The sequence below is a fragment of the Prosthecobacter sp. Pr1 genome, from assembly GCF_057652315.1.
Window position 1 is genome coordinate 62,351 of the sequence record NZ_JBYFBS010000020.1, and the last position, 14,577, is coordinate 76,927.

13 protein-coding genes are annotated in these 14,577 nt (G+C 61.4%); 6 read left to right on the forward strand and 7 right to left on the reverse strand.

What is annotated here, in order from left to right; all coding sequences use genetic code 11:
• Positions 1 to 31: 31 nt before the first annotated feature.
• Both AC24GY_RS24505 and AC24GY_RS24510 read left to right on the forward strand, forming a co-directional pair.
• Positions 32 to 1,474: a hypothetical protein gene (locus AC24GY_RS24505; RefSeq protein WP_487688307.1), complete on the forward strand. Its 1,443-nt coding sequence runs from the start codon at positions 32 to 34 to the stop codon at positions 1,472 to 1,474.
• Positions 1,475 to 1,625: 151 nt separating this feature from the next.
• On the forward strand, positions 1,626 to 2,228 hold the full coding sequence (locus tag AC24GY_RS24510; protein WP_487688309.1) for a hypothetical protein: 603 nt from the start codon (positions 1,626 to 1,628) through the stop codon (positions 2,226 to 2,228).
• An 18-nt stretch (positions 2,229 to 2,246) separates the two neighbouring features.
• Here AC24GY_RS24510 and AC24GY_RS24515 read toward each other — a convergent pair whose 3' ends face one another.
• Entirely contained in the window at positions 2,247 to 2,786 is a 540-nt protein-coding gene (locus tag AC24GY_RS24515) for an RrF2 family transcriptional regulator (protein ID WP_487688312.1), read from the reverse strand.
• 55 nt (positions 2,787 to 2,841) lie between these two features.
• Positions 2,842 to 3,294: a hypothetical protein gene (locus AC24GY_RS24520; protein ID WP_487688315.1), complete on the reverse strand. Its 453-nt coding sequence runs from the start codon at positions 3,292 to 3,294 to the stop codon at positions 2,842 to 2,844.
• A gap of 96 nt (positions 3,295 to 3,390) precedes the next feature.
• Between AC24GY_RS24520 and AC24GY_RS24525 the strand changes: the two genes are divergently transcribed.
• Positions 3,391 to 3,552: a hypothetical protein gene (locus AC24GY_RS24525; protein ID WP_487688317.1), complete on the forward strand. Its 162-nt coding sequence runs from the start codon at positions 3,391 to 3,393 to the stop codon at positions 3,550 to 3,552.
• 176 nt (positions 3,553 to 3,728) lie between these two features.
• Positions 3,729 to 4,478: a type II secretion system protein GspD gene (locus AC24GY_RS24530; RefSeq protein WP_487688319.1), complete on the forward strand. Its 750-nt coding sequence runs from the start codon at positions 3,729 to 3,731 to the stop codon at positions 4,476 to 4,478.
• Between the two features lie 49 nt (positions 4,479 to 4,527).
• Here AC24GY_RS24530 and AC24GY_RS24535 read toward each other — a convergent pair whose 3' ends face one another.
• The 5 genes from AC24GY_RS24535 to AC24GY_RS24555 form a co-directional block, all read right to left on the reverse strand.
• Positions 4,528 to 5,898, reverse strand: coding sequence for an IS1380 family transposase (locus AC24GY_RS24535; RefSeq protein ID WP_487688321.1), 1,371 nt, complete (start codon positions 5,896 to 5,898; stop codon positions 4,528 to 4,530).
• A gap of 284 nt (positions 5,899 to 6,182) precedes the next feature.
• Positions 6,183 to 7,118, reverse strand: a complete 936-nt coding sequence (locus tag AC24GY_RS24540; protein ID WP_487688323.1) for a GNAT family N-acetyltransferase — start codon at positions 7,116 to 7,118, stop codon at positions 6,183 to 6,185.
• Positions 7,119 to 7,121: 3 nt separating this feature from the next.
• Positions 7,122 to 8,525, reverse strand: a complete 1,404-nt coding sequence (locus tag AC24GY_RS24545) for a Gfo/Idh/MocA family protein (RefSeq protein ID WP_487688325.1) — start codon at positions 8,523 to 8,525, stop codon at positions 7,122 to 7,124.
• 92 nt (positions 8,526 to 8,617) lie between these two features.
• Positions 8,618 to 10,630, reverse strand: coding sequence for an alpha/beta hydrolase domain-containing protein (locus tag AC24GY_RS24550; protein WP_487688328.1), 2,013 nt, complete (start codon positions 10,628 to 10,630; stop codon positions 8,618 to 8,620).
• On the reverse strand, positions 10,630 to 11,844 hold the full coding sequence (locus AC24GY_RS24555) for an alpha/beta hydrolase family protein (RefSeq protein ID WP_487688330.1): 1,215 nt from the start codon (positions 11,842 to 11,844) through the stop codon (positions 10,630 to 10,632). The genes AC24GY_RS24550 and AC24GY_RS24555 overlap by 1 nt, the downstream gene beginning before the upstream one ends.
• A gap of 182 nt (positions 11,845 to 12,026) precedes the next feature.
• On the opposite strand from AC24GY_RS24555, the gene AC24GY_RS24560 reads away from it, so the two are divergent.
• Both AC24GY_RS24560 and AC24GY_RS24565 read left to right on the forward strand, forming a co-directional pair.
• Entirely contained in the window at positions 12,027 to 13,478 is a 1,452-nt protein-coding gene (locus AC24GY_RS24560) for a hypothetical protein (protein ID WP_487688333.1), read from the forward strand.
• Positions 13,475 to 14,569, forward strand: coding sequence for a dihydrodipicolinate synthase family protein (locus AC24GY_RS24565; protein ID WP_487688336.1), 1,095 nt, complete (start codon positions 13,475 to 13,477; stop codon positions 14,567 to 14,569). Before AC24GY_RS24560 ends, AC24GY_RS24565 begins: the two co-directional genes overlap by 4 nt.
• Positions 14,570 to 14,577 lie beyond the last annotated feature (8 nt).

Consider the following 14,577-nt stretch of genomic DNA (forward strand, 5'->3'; position numbering starts at 1 on the left):
CTCATTCCAACCTTTGACTCTCTTTTTTAAAATGAAAACATTCAAGTCTCTCGCTTACGCAGCCCTGGCCGTGGCCTTCACCGCCAGCGCCTCCGCTGTGACCACCATCCGCATCGTCGCTTCCAACGGTGACCGCACCGCCACCCAGACGGCCATTTCCAATCTGCTGAGCCCCACGGCTGGCGGCCCCAATGGCACCGGCTGGGCCTTCCGCGGCATCAGTGGCAGCGTGCTCAATACCGGTGGCACTCTGTCCGTACCGGGTGGTCAAAGCACCACAGGTCTTGCCGTTGCTACAGGGGCCAACTTCGGTGCCTGGAATGGCCGTATCACCTCCACGGGTGACGACGTCATTATCAAGGTCTCCTACGCTGGTGCTCTCGCAGGCATTCAGGCGGTGGCTGGCGATGTGCCGCAGCGCTTTGTCGTCACTGACGGCACCGGTTCCGGCTCTGTGCCCAATCCGCTGAACGGCACGACACTCGGAACGGATTATGAGCTGGGTGTGGCCGATTTCGGCTTCTCCACCAACTTCCAGTCCACCTCGCCTTACAATGGCACCTTTCAGGGAGTGACCTACAATCCCATTGTCGAGGAAAACGTTGGTGTTTCACCTCTCGGCTGGTACGGCAGCGCTGGTTTCCCCGGTTCACCGGTGAACAGTTTCGGTGCAGGCTATGAATTTGGCACGTACAAGCCCAACATCACCACGCAGTTGCTGCAGTTGCTCTACAAGAGCGGTGTGATCTCCCTGGCCCAAATCACCGGAGACTGGACCAACCACAAGAATATCAACGTCTATGCTCTCGGGCGTAACGTGGATGCCGGTCAGCGCTTCGGCGCCCTCCTTGAAGTGGGCTTCGGATTCAGCAGCGTCGTTTCCGTTTGGTATCCTACCTTCTCGGTGGCGCAGACCACCACGAGCGGCATCACCTATGGTGGTACGGTCAGCACACTGGTGCCTTGGCCTGTGGCCCAGCAGCCGGGTGCCTTTGCGGTCGTTGCTGGCAACGGTGGCTACAGCTCGGGTGCCAATATCGCCGCTCCCCTGACCGCCGTTCTCAATTCGGATGCCTACAAGGTCAAGTTTTTCGATACCGACCTTCAGGACTACGATTTCCTCTACCCGGCTGCCACTGGCGGCTTCTTCATCGGCTACATCACCCCGGGCGATGCCACTAACCGCGTCTTGGGTGGCAATGCCGTGGTTCCTGTGGAGAGCCGCGGAGTAGCGCTCAGGTTCAATGGTGTGGAAAACACCACCGCCAATGTGAAAAACGGCACCTACACCGCCTGGCTCTACAACCGCATCCTCAAGCGCACCAGCCTCTCCTCCGGCCTGATCTTTACCTTCGCCAATGCGGTGCGTGATCAGATCGCCACCGTGGACGCAGTGTCAGGCGGCGGCTTCATCGACGATGCCACCAACTTTGTGAAGCGCACCACCGACGGCGGTCCTGTCAAAGGCAAGTAAGCTGATCCATTGAGCTCAACTCAGTTCATCCGCTGCGGGTTTTGGTCCGCAGCGGATGCTTCATTTCCCAACCTCATTTCAAATCATGCGATCCCAACCATCACCACGGCAAATCCAGCAATACTTGGCGGGTGCAGGCTTGGGTCTGGCCATGATTTCCGCGCTGGCGGGCTGGCATGTCGCCGCGCCCAAGGGGGGCAGCATCGCCTTCGTGCCGCCTGCATCCGTGCCCGCCCCACGTCGTCATACTGCGGCTGATGCTTCGGGGGCGCAGAGCGTGCCGCTTGCGACAGCCAAACCGCCTCCTGGGGTAACCCCCACGCCACCTGCGGCCACTTTTCACCCTGCCGCCCGCCCACCTGCAGCCGCCCCGCGCCCAGATTTTCAGACGGCTTCTCAAAGACTCTTTGTCCAGGCGCGTTCTGCCTCCATCCCGCCGCCGGAACCCCTGGACCCTTATCTTCCCGGACATTCCCTCGCCGCTGCGGGACAGCGTGTTTACGTGGAAGGCATGCAGTATCACCAGCCTTCAAACCAGACGGCATTGGATGTGGCTGTAGTTCCGGATGCTCAGGCCTCCACCTCCTCGCGTCTACCATCCGCTGGTCCTGAAGGCAGCTCGCCTCTGCCGGAGCGCTTCGGACGCGGCTTCACCTATGAAGAAGAACTCTTTCGCAGCAAGTGGGGCTGGGAGAGCTACAACGCCACCCTCAACACCGCGCAGGAAGTTGCCGCCAGCACGGCCCGGCCTTGATGCGGCAGGGCGGCTTGCTTAGGCCACGGAGTCCAGCAGCACGGCCAGGAAGCCGTCCGATGGATCGGCATGCCGGGCACCGGCTTTTTTCTTGGCCGCTTTTTTGGGCACGGTGGCGCACTGCGCCTGCTTGCGCAGGGTGACCTCCACCACATTTTCCAAGGTGTAACGGTCCAGAATGTTCGCGATCGCGTTGCGCACATCGATCATGAGCATGCGCAGTCCGCAATGCGTCTCGTCCGGGCAGGAGCACTTCTCATACTCCGTCTCGCTGGCGCAACCAATCGGGGCCAGCTTGCCATCAATCAGGCGGACGATTTCGCCCATTTTGATCGATTTCATCGGCTTGGCCAGCCGCGTGCCGCCATACTTGCCACGCGTGCTTTCCACGTAGCCGGCTGTGCGCAGCTCAAACAAGATGGCTTCAAGAAATTTAAAAGGCAGGTGCTCCTGCTCGGCCAATGAGGAGACGGAAATCACTCCTTCTTTCTGCCGCTCGGCAATGCCCAGCCGTATCAGGGTGCGTAAGGCATATTCTCCGCGTTTGGTCAATCGCATGGGAACACAATGAAATGATTATTCCTGCTCGGCAAGCAGGATTTGATTTTCCAAATCACGGCACGGTGGGCGTGTTCTGCGGAATCCAAAAAACCGAACTTTCGCGGATTCCGGCCTGATGCATGGAAAATTCCATGAGCCGAGGTTTGGAGGCGTTGCTCCAGACCGTGGTCCACTGCCGGGAGGTGCTGTCAAATGCCAGCCACTCGCACTGCGCAAGTTCCTCAAACAGCACCACGCTAGTACCCTCGCACGTGAGCATCAGCCCTAGCCCGCCTACAGGCTGCCCTTGAGTAAACAAAGCTGCTTTGCAGTCCGGCGTTTCATCAAACGGGGAGCGCACATGCTCCAGTTCCAGCCGCGTCAGGTACTGTCCATACTCCTCCGTGGTCGTGTGATTCAGCACCGCCATCGCAGGCAGCTCTGCCGGCAGATGCTCGCAAAACGTGGTAAAGGCCTGAATCCGCGCGTCACGGCGGTCCGCCCGGCGCACATCATCGGCCTGCATCAGAGTTCCCTGCACAAGAGATCCCCCCCCAGCACCAGTGCGATGATCACCAGCACGATGATCACCTCCAGCAGGGGGACCACGGAAGCTTCGCAAATGATTAGCGCTTATCTGGAGCTGGCGCAGCAGGTTGGTCAGCCGCCGATGCAGACGGTGATCGCGGATCCGGCCAGCTCGAAATTCATTGCGAGCGGGCCGCCGGATCAGATCATGGCGTTGCAGGATCTGGCGGAGGAGCTGGATGTGTGGCCCCGGTAGATTTTGCTTTTACGCTCAAAAAAAGTGGGGGATGACGGACTGGTGGGCGGTGTGCTCAACACGCAGGGAGCGGCGTTTGCCAATCCTTCGAATTTGAAGGACATCGCGGGGTTTCTGACGGCGGGCGGGCCAGCGAGGACCGGGGGCTGACGGCCTGCGGGCAGATCAACAAGAACTTGAACATCTTCCTGCAGACGCTGGAGCGCACGAAGCGCTTTCATGTGCTTCAGAAGCTCACGTTGACCACGCTCAATCACCAGCCTGCGAGTATCTACATCGGCCAGCAGGTGGCAATCTCGGGGCAGAGCTGCACGAGTGGGGTGGTGGGTGGAGGGTTTACCTCCACGGCGCAGTATGTTCCGGTGCGGCTGCAACTGGACATCACGCCGCACATTTTTAATGATGCGGAAGTGATGCTGGAATTTAAGCAGCAGAGCAATGACATCTCAGGCTATACCACGATCAGCGGGAACCAAGTGCCGAACATCTCTCAGCAGGGGATGTCGAACAGCTTGATCGTGGCAGACCGTGCGACGGCTATGCTGGGAGGAGTGATCACGGAGCGAGACAGCAACTGCAAAAGCGGGCTGCCGTTTCTAGTGCGCATCCTGCTGATCAAGTGCCTGGTGGGGAGCACCAAGAATGGGAAGGAGAGGCGGGAGATGATGATCTTTGTGCAACCGAACATCCTGCCGGACAGCTCAGCGCACATGCTTGAGCAGGAGAAGTTTGGCGACTATAGCGCGAACTTTGAAGAGGCGGCGGGTTTTGCGGGCATGCCTGAAACGATTGTGCCGCGTGCGACACCTGCGGGGGCTGACAAGCCGAATGCGCTGCTGCGAGCGCCAGAGGCTGTGGAGCCGGAGCCGAAGAAGGGACTGCTGGGAAAGATGAAGGGGTGGATTCAGAAAGCGAGGACGGAGTGATGCCTGCCATTCAGGCCGCTAAACATCGAATGAAGCCTCTAAACCCGAATTATGCAGTAGAGTAAGTCAGAGGAGCGACGAGGGAGTCGATTTTGTGGAAGATGGCGTCCATCCAGGGGCGTTTTTTGCGCGGCAGTGAGAGTTTGAGCACCTGCTTGCGCGCGTGCTGGCTGATCCAGCCGCCTATTGCAAAGCAATGGGATCGCAGCGTTGCCAACGTGGACTGGTTGTGGCTGTTGAGCCCAAAATGCCGGAACAGGCTCATCAGGTTGTAGGCCACCATGATGAAGCGGAACGACGCCTCGGTGGCCCAGAAGTCCTGCATGCAGAACGCTTCGAGTCCAAAGTCCTGCTTCAACTCCCGGATGCGGTTCTCGCAATCGGCACGGCTGTTGTAGATGTTCCAGATCTGATCGAGCGGCAGGTCGAGACTGGTCACATACAGGCTGAAGCGGTAGTCGGGCAGATCTTCAAAGAGCAGCTTGCCTCCCGCCAGCGGCCGGCGGCTGATCTGCTTGCGCACCACGATGTGACGGCGCGCCCTGGTCTTGGGATTGGCGGGCTGGTGGAGCCACTCTTTGACCGCGATGCCGGGGCAGACCTCCACCCAGTCCTTCATGCCGTGGATCTCATGCTTGAGGTTGGCATAGGCCCGCGCGGCGATGATGTAGCCCAGGCCGCGCTCCTCCAGAGTGCTTAAGATCTCGTCGGTGTAAAAGCCGCTGTCAGCACGCACCAGCCCCACCTTCACCCCGCGCATCGCTTCATCAAAGGTCTCGCGCATGAACTCCACGCAGCTGGAGCACGCCGCCGTGTTGCCCGGGCGCAGCCAGGCGTTGGCCACCATGCGTGTCTGGCTGATGAAGGCCATGAGCGGATGGTGCGAGTTGCGTCCACGCCGGTTGGGGTTGTAGCCCTTGGCCGCGCCCTCCTGACCGCCCTCGCGGGTGATGACCGTGCTGTCAAAGTCCACCGTCACCGCCCCCACGTTGATCTGCTCAAAAAACCATCTCTGCAACGGCGGGAACACCGCCGTGTTGCGGGCCTGGGAGAACTTGCCAAAGAACCGGCTGTAGGTGTTGACTCGCTTCGCTCGCCCTTCGGGCAGCCTGCGGTTGTCTATCTCCGCTTCGCTTCGGTTCTGGCTCGGCAGATTCTCATAACCAAAGATAGCGGCCAGAGTTTGATCCTGACGCAGCCAGTCGCAGTGAATGTAGCGGCTGGCTCCCGTCCAGATCCCGAGCCAGAAGCTTTCGATGACATGCACGGGATCATAGGCCCGGTTCGATCCACCCGCAGGCAGATCCAGCGTGGCCAGATGCTCACGGATGCCGGTCCGGTCGACAAAGCGCTTGATGAGCGCCATGCCGCCAAAGGGCGTCACCGGCTTGTCAGAGTATTCAATGGGCAGGTTCACCATCACGGTGACTCTTGCACATTCGTCAATCCCCTCGCACCTCAACCCATTGCGTTTTCCGTTCCGCTTCTATCGCATAGGCCGGGTTTATCCACCCACCATGCCCCGGCGAACCCACTATTCGCCCTGCATCGATCGGTTCATCATCTGCTCATTGCATCATGAAGGCCGGCGGCTTCGCCGTCCCATGACACGACTGGTCAACGACCTCCTCACCTCATCCCTGCAACACACGCAGGGATGGAGCATCGCAGATGAGGCTTTTCTTTCCATGCGCACCCAAGATCTCACGCGGTCTCCGGCATGAAGGTCGGGAAGACGATGCCTTTCGCACCAGCGACGGGAGCGGTGGATTGCGCGACATGCAGCTCCACGTTGCGAGCTCCCCACGAGTAAGCGGTGCGCACGAGCGCGGACGCGGCGCAGGAGGCGAGGAAGACGAGCGTTTGACCCCGCAAGCAGTCGAGAGCTCGCCAAAGCAAGGCGACTGCCGTTGTCTCATCGATGGCGACACCAGGACCGATCATCGTGAACGAAGGGTGCGTGCTCATGGCGAGGAAGCCGTTTACGGAGCCATCCGAGGCCTCGGAAACGAGCACCCGCCAGGAGCCGACTTCGTTGCGAATGAAAAACGCGAAGTCCTTTTCGCGACGGATGCCCTGCTGAGCGCGTTCGAAGTCGGAGATTCGCGGCGCATCGGCCAAAACGGCATCACGCACACTTTCGATGCCCTCAGGTGCGGTGGCGGCCAGTCCGGTTTCGGGAACGGTGATGAGCAAATCTTGAAACATCGCCCCGGGGACGAATCCGAGCCGCGTGTAGAGCGAGAATGAGTCGAGGTTCAGCAGGCTTGAAACAAGCCGTGCGGGCTTGCCAAGGCGTTTCGCCTTGTCCAAGACGAGTGCCATCATCCTCTTCGCGATCCCACGCCCACCCGCGTCCGGCGCGGTGGCGACGATGCCGATTGAGACATGCGTTTCACGCTCGTGCGAGAAGCACACGCCGACAATCTCGCCGCTGGCCGTGCGGGCAGTGACGCATTCACCGGGATCAAGCGCCTCATAGACGTCAGGAAAGAGGGTGAAGGGCTCGTGGCTGCCGCCAAAGCGTGATCCCTGACCGAGGCGGCTCTCATACCAGTGCACCAGCGCCCGGTGCAGCAGGCGGGCGATCGGCTCGCGGTCGGATGCGGTGAGGGCCGTGAAGGCAATCTGCTCGCTCATGGCTCAGAGGATCTCCCAGCCTTTGCGGTATTGTTCTTTGATGAAGGCGTCTGCGGCAGGCAGGCCTTTGGCCTTCATCGCCGCAGCGTCCCACTCGATGGGCTTTTGCGCGCGCAGCGAGAGCACGCCCAGCAGCACGATCTCCGTGAGGTGGGCGGCGTAGGCGAAGGGGCTTGTCGCGGGTTCGCCGCCTTTGCACGCATCGATCCAGTCTCGATGATGGCCGTTGGAGCGTTTCAGCCGCGGCGCCGGCTTCTGGTATTCCACGCGGCGTTTTTCAGGGAAGAGCCGGGGTGGCCCGCCGCCGCCATCGCACTGGATCACTCCTTTTTCGCCGATGAAAAGGCAGCCGCGTTTTGGCAGTGGGAAAGCACCCAGCGCCTCGGGCGTGGGCGGCATCATGCCGCCATCATACCAGGTCATGCGGATCTCCGGCCGCGCGCCCGCTGCGGGGAAGGTGTAATAAATGAGCGCGCCATGCCCAGCGATGTCGCTCGTCATCAAACCTGCTGCGTGAGCCTCGATACGTGAGGGCACAGGCAGATCAAAGGCGCGCACGGCGGTGTTCATGTCGTGGCAGGCGAAGTCGCCGATGCCCGTGCAGCCAAAGTCCCAGAAGTCACGCCACGCCACGGGGAAGTAGGCCGGATGAAACGGCCGCTCCTGGCGCGGGCCCAGCCACAGGTCCCAGTTCAGGCCTGCGGGCACCGGCGGTGTGTCGGTGGGCTTTCCGGCGAGGGTGGGATTCCAACGCTTCGCGCCCACCCACACATGGATCTCCCTCACCGCGCCGATGGCGCCGTCCTGGATGTACTCGATCGTCTCGCGTGTGCCGAGCGACGAATGCCCCTGACTGCCGAGCTGGGTGGCCACGCCGGTCTCTGCGGCCACCTTGGCCACGTGACGCGCCTCCCAGATGTTGTGCGTGAGCGGCTTCTCGCAGTAGACGTGCTTCCCGGCCCGCATGGCGACCACCGAGCAGTAGGCGTGCAGATGGTCTGGCGTGGCAATGAGCACGGCGTCGATGCTCTTCTCCTTCTCCAGCATCTCGCGGAAGTCGATGTAGTCTGCGCAGCGGAAGTTCGGTGTCTTGGTGGCGTAGTGCTTCTCGATCTCCGCCTTCACCGGCAGGCGGCCGCCCATGCCTTTGAAGTAAAAATTTTCCAGGCTGAACGACTCCGCCGGATCTGCCACGGCGATGATCTGGCAATCCTCAAGCGGCAGGAGATTGCGCACATTGGTGCGGCCCTGCCCGCCGGTGCCGATGATGGCCACGTTCACTTTTTCGCTCGGTGGGACAAAGCGAGGCCCGCCGAGAACATGACGGGGGACGATGTTGAAAGTAGTCACTGCGGCGGCGGTGGTTTTGAGGAAATGTCGGCGTGAGGAACTCGGAGCGGGATTCATGCGGTGATGCAATACGCTGTCCTGCGTGGCATTCTTCAGACGTGTTGTCAGCCATGGCAGCTGGAAGGATTGCAGTGCCGGCACCGACTAGCCTATTGCGCTGAAGCCCGCTCGATGATCCTCGCCACATCTTCCTCCAGCAAAAAACCTTCTTCGTGGAGCTCCTTCGCCGCTTTCGCGAGACGGGAGACGTAGGCTTCTCGTGTCGGATAGCGTTCTTCGAGCGAGAGACGCAGGTCGCCGGTCTTTTCGCGTTCGGTTTTGGTTTGGGCGAAGGGGATGAACATGCCGTCGAGCGGCGAGAGCATCGTTTCAGCGCCTGCCTGCGGCGAGCGGAGGTTCCAGCCGGTGTAGGTGCCGCGCGGCACGGCGATATCTGGAAGCACGATGCCGCTCGTTTCATTGCCATCAGCATTCACGGCGGGCAGCAGCGTGCGAAACGGCTTTCCGACCTTGGGCGGGATGATGTCGGCGATGCCTTCGCTGTGAAAACGCGGCCCGAAATCAAGGCGCGGAGGCTGGTAGGCCTGCGTGGGAAGGCGGCAGCCCGGGATCTTGGGAAACTGCGACTTCCATTCGTCGAAGCTCACCAGCGAGTGATCGTCCATACGCGGATGACGGCTAGGCGGCGGTGTTTTGCCATGCTTCACCCAATCGACGAGGTGCAGCAGCAGTGCCCGCAGGACGGGGCCGCGATCATCGAGCGTGTTGCGCGGCTGCTGGCAGATGCCGGGGCTGCCGTCGCTCTTGCCGAGATGCTGCGCCCCGGCCACGAGATAGACGCGCACATCGTCGGGCAGCGTGAGATCGCCTTTCCCCTCCACATCGGTGTGCAGCAGCGAGGCGGCGCGGCTCCAGTACTCGGTGGAGGTTTGCGTGAAAATCAGGCGCGGCGTGTGGCCGGACTTTCGGGAACGGGCCAGCGAGTCTCCTGATGCGCCCGTGATGGGATCCGTCTGCGGCAGCGGAGCGAGCGGGAAGAACTCGCTGCCGGAAAGATGCCCTTCGTGCTGCGTGCCGAACTCCGTGCTCATGCGGAAGCGATGGTTGAACATGCCCTTTCCGGAGCCCGCGACATGGATCAATGCGCCGTCGAAGACCGCGCGTCCCTGCTCGTCGGTGTTCAGCCCCTCATGCAGGAAGTGATGAATGACGCGGCCCGACTGGGAGATGCCGAACACGCAGGCCTTTTGCACCGCGCCCGCCAGCGGATTTTCCTTCGCCTCGCCGTGACGGAAAAATGCCACGCAGTCTCGCAAGGCCGTGAGGCCGAGCCCGGTCACGCGAGGCTCCTTCGCCGTGTAAACGAGATCGTAGAGCCAGCCGGGGCGCAGACCGGCTTTTACATAAACATGCGTGGCATCCGGGATGAATTTCCCCTCCTCCATGCGGCCAAATGCCCACTCGCCGTGAGGAATCTCGATGCCTTCAGCATCGCGCTGCGGGCGCATCGTGAGCGTCGCGTCCGCGTTGTCGAGGCTCACGGACGGAAACGCCGCGCCGATGCCCCAGGGGCTCCACGAAAAGGCCCGGCTAAAGACTTTTTCCGTGGTGCTGATCTCCAGATGCGCCCGCCCGGTGATCGTCCGGCCGTCCTCGGTGGCCACCGGCAGTCCGCAGAGCAAACGCCGTGTGTCATCGGCCTGCACCTCGCCGTTCCAGCCGCACCACAGCACGGAAAAGCCGTGCTTCATGAGGAAGCCATGGCCCGCATGCGACTCGGACTTCGGATCGTTCGTGCGCTCGCCATCGTTGAAGGTCCAAAGAGCGAGCATGTTGCCGCGATTGTTCACGTCATAGAGCAGCACGCCGTTGCCCTTCGTGGCGTCGGTCGGTTTCAGGAGGAAGAAGTCCGTCCAGCTTTCCACGCGCCCTCCGGCTTTGCGCGGCGCCCGCTGGAGGTCGCTGATGCGTTCGTTGGTCGCGTTGTGCGGGTCTGTTTCAAAATACATCCGCCCTTCAAGACGCTCATAGGCACCTGCGGCCCCATAGACCTTGCCCGCTGCAAACGGTGAGCGTCCGGTGATCTCAATGCGGGTGACTTCCGCATGAGCCAGGCCGATGAAGAAAGCGGCGATGATGATTCGGGTGAAAAAGAGTCTCATCAGAAGGGCAGGGGGGTGTTGGGGGCCACGGAGTCTTTCGGCCAAGGGTTGGCAGCATTGAAGACGAGCATTTCTTCCTCGGTCTCCACCTTGGCAAAGGTTTCGTTGATCTGTTCCTCCTTGGCCCAGGCGCGCAGGCTGTTGAGTCCGAGGTGACGGATGAAAAACGGATAGGCGGCCAGCCGCTTGCTAGGCCCATAGTCGTGCCCCTCCAGTGGGAAGTGAGCGTTCACGACCTTGTCTGCGGCTCCATAAAGGCTGTAGATGTGCTGGATGTAGCGGAACTCCACCTCCGGCGTGTGCTGGGTGTAGTCTGCTCCATTGGAAATGACGAGCTGAGGCCGTGGTGCGGTCATCGCAGCGATCTCGGCGTTGTTCGTCTTGTGGTTTGGCCCCCAATGAATAGGCATGCCGCTTTCACACGGGCAACCGCCAAAGAAATGCGCGGACACCTGGCAGCTCGGCACCGCCACCGCGATGCGCTCATCCAAGGCGGAGGTGAGGAACGTCTGCGTGGCACCGCCAGAGTTGCCGGTCATGCCGATGCGTCGGGGATCGACCCCTTCGATGGACGAGACGAAATCCAGGGCGCGAATGCAGTTCCACATGATCAAACGCTGAATCTCCGGCACTTTACCATGATCCCAGCCCGCGTTTTTTGAGTCGCCATAACCTACCATGTCATAGTGGAACACCACCGCCCCCATGCGGGCCAGCACCGCACAGCGGGTCTGGCGCGATGGAAGGAAACGGCCGCCGTGCCCGTGTGCAGACACGATGCCGGCATAGGGGGGCTTCATCCCGAGAGGCCGATACAGCGTGCCGGTGATGTAGAAGCCGGGCCAGCTGCGGATGTACACGCTCTCCGCCGTGTATCCCTCATAGGTCCGCTTGTTGGAATACACAGGGTCCAGCGGGGGCTTCTCCGGTGGATTCGCCAGCCGTGCTCCTTCGAGGATGCCGCGACGAATGGCCGCCTTGCGCTTTTCCCAGCTCGCCAGATCGGGGGTGGCTTTTTTGAAGGCCTCCAGCTCGGCGATGGCTTCCGCGGGCGTTTGGGCCTGTCCCATCCGCAGATGCCACCCCTCGGGCAGCGGCTTCTGTCCCTCCGCTCCGAAGAGGGACTTCCCACACCAGCCGGACAGCAGCGCCGCTCCTGACTTATTGATGAATGAACGACGTGTGAATGAAATCGGTGCAGGGGATTGGTTCATGGTGGGCGAGAATTTTCCAAAGCGGCGAGCAGACAAGATCGTGACGGCTGGTCAGACGAGGCATGATTCTACGCGCCTTGTTGGTGACGCTTATCGTGTCTATTGGAACCGCTGCAGATTGTGGTATCGGCCTCGGAGCAAAAACCGTGACAAAAATCTCGTGGAAGCTGGGTATTAACCCAATGCGCCTTTTTCTGCTCTCTTTGTTCATCACAACCTCTGCGGCTGTTGCTTCGGCTTCAGATCTTCATGTGGGCGCGGCCACCGTTGACATCACGCCAGACCGCCCCGTGGCGCTGGACGGACAAATGCATGTGCGGATCTCTGAGAAACCCGAGACGCATATCTTTGCCACCGCGCTGGGACTGGAATCGCGCGAGGGAGACCGGGTGCTGGATCAGGCCATCATGATTTCCTGCGACATCGTGGCCATCCGCGATGGGCTCATCAAGCTGGTCCGCGAGAAGGCCAGGGACAAGCTGCCCGGATTTGATCTCAACAAGCTCGTCCTCAATGCCACGCACACTCACACCGCGCCGGTGACGATGAAGGGGGATCGCTACAGCCTGCTCGGCAAGAATGTGATGCTGCCCATGGAATACACCGATTTCCTGGTGGATCACATCGTGGCGGCTGCGGCGCAAAGCTGGGAGCAGCGCAAGCCCGCCAAAGCAGGCTGGGGCCAGGGGCAGGCCGTGATCGCTCAGAACCGCCGTGCGACCTACGCGGACGGAACCGCGAAAATGTATGGCCCGACCAATGTACCGGAGTTTCGCGGCATCGAGGGCTACGAGGATCACAACCTCGAAGTGCTGTTCTTCTGGGATCTCAACAACACGCTCATCGCCACGGCGGTGAACGTCCCATGCCCTTCCCAGGAAGTCGAGGGGCTCAAAGTGATCCACGCCGACTTCTGGGATCCGGTGCGCCGCCAGTTGCGCCAGCGTCATGGCAAGGATCTCCACATCCTCGCCTGGACCGGAGCCGGAGGAGACCAGGTGCCGCGCCCGATGTATGGCAAGGCGGCGGATGAGCGCATGCGCCGTCTCCGCGGCCTCACACGGCTGGAAGAAGTCGCCCGGCGTGTCGTGCGTGGCTGGGAGGAGGCGTATGAAGGTGCCAAACTGGAGCCGGTGACCGGCGCGGTGTTGCAGCACCAGACAAAGAAGATCGATCTGCCCTGGCGCAAGGTGACTGAGAAGGAGCTGGCCGATGCGCAGAAGGCCGTCGGGCAATACAAGGACGACCCCAAGGAGCAGTGGAAGTATCTTTGGAACCAGGGCGTGGTGGATCGCTACGAAGCTGAGAAATCCGGGAAGGCAGGAGTCTTCCAGATGGAGCTGCATGCCCTGCGCCTCGGGGATGTGGCCATCGCCACCAATGAGTTTGAACTCTTCACCGACTACGGCGTGCAGATGAAGGCTCGCAGCCCTGCGGTGCAGACCTTTCTCATTCAATTGACCGGCTCAGGCGGCTATCTGCCGACACCGCGCGCCGTGGCCGGAGGCAGCTACAGCGCCATCATTCAGAGCAGCCGGGTCGGCCCCGAAGGCGGCCAGGCGCTGGTGGATGAAACCGTGAAAGCCTTCAACGATCTGTGGCCTGCGCCAGAAACCACCAAAGCCAGCCAATGAAGCCGCCAGCCCATCTCCTTTCCCGCCGGCAACTCCTCGGCACCGCCCTCTCCGGTGCCGCAGTGCTTTGGAATGAACAGCGCCTGCACGCCGCCGATGCCGATCCGCGAGTGCGCGGACCGTTTCCGATTCTCTCGACACCCTTTACGGAAAGCGGTGCGGTGGACTATGAGGTGCTGGCGAATCAGGCGCGGTTTGTGGACTGGGGCGGCTGTCCAGGCATGATCTGGCCGCAGTCGGGCGACAGCGTGGACCTGCTGACGATGGAGGAGAAACTGCGCGGCATGGAGGTGCTGGCGGAGACCTCGCGCAGCTTCAAGACATCAGCGCTCTGCCTCGGCGTGCAGGGAAAAGACACGGCGGAGATGCTCGTGTATGCGCGCCATGCTGAAAAGCTCGCGCCTGCAGCCATCATCTCACGTCCGCCAGACTCGGGACGCACGGAGGAGGACCTGCGGCAGTACTGGCGTGCACTGGCAGAGGTGGCGCAGCGCCCCGTCATCTTTCAAACGACAGGCGGCGTGGCTTACAAAGGGCCGGTGCCGTCCGTGAAGCTCATGATCGAGCTGGCGAAGGAGTTTCCAAACTTCGGCTACATCAAGGAGGAGGCCGCGCCGATCATCGCCCGCACGCGCGAGCTGTGTGCGGCGAAACCGGTGATCCGCCGTGTCTTCAGCGCGCGGGGAGCTCATGGCTGGCTCTTCGAGTCCCACCTCGGCACCGAGGGCCTCATCACGGAGCGTGCGGTGTATGCGGATGTGCTGACGCGGCTCTGGCAGCTCATGGAGAGCGGCAAAGACGCCGACACGGTGCGCGACATCCATGCGAAGCTGCTGCTGCTCTTCAACCTTGGCCAGCATCTTCCCGGCGGCGATCTGCGCGGCTTTCAGCTCCATCTGTGGAAAAAGCGCGGTGTGTTCAAAAACATGATCTCCCGCCAGTACGGCCCTGGGCGCAGCATCCCGGACAAACCCATCTTTGCCGAGCTGGCGCTCACGGCCGACGAGATCGCGGAGATTGATTTCCGATTTGAAGCCTTGAGGCCGTATTTGAAGCCCAATCCACCGCGCTTCGACGCCGCCACCCGATAACCATGCAC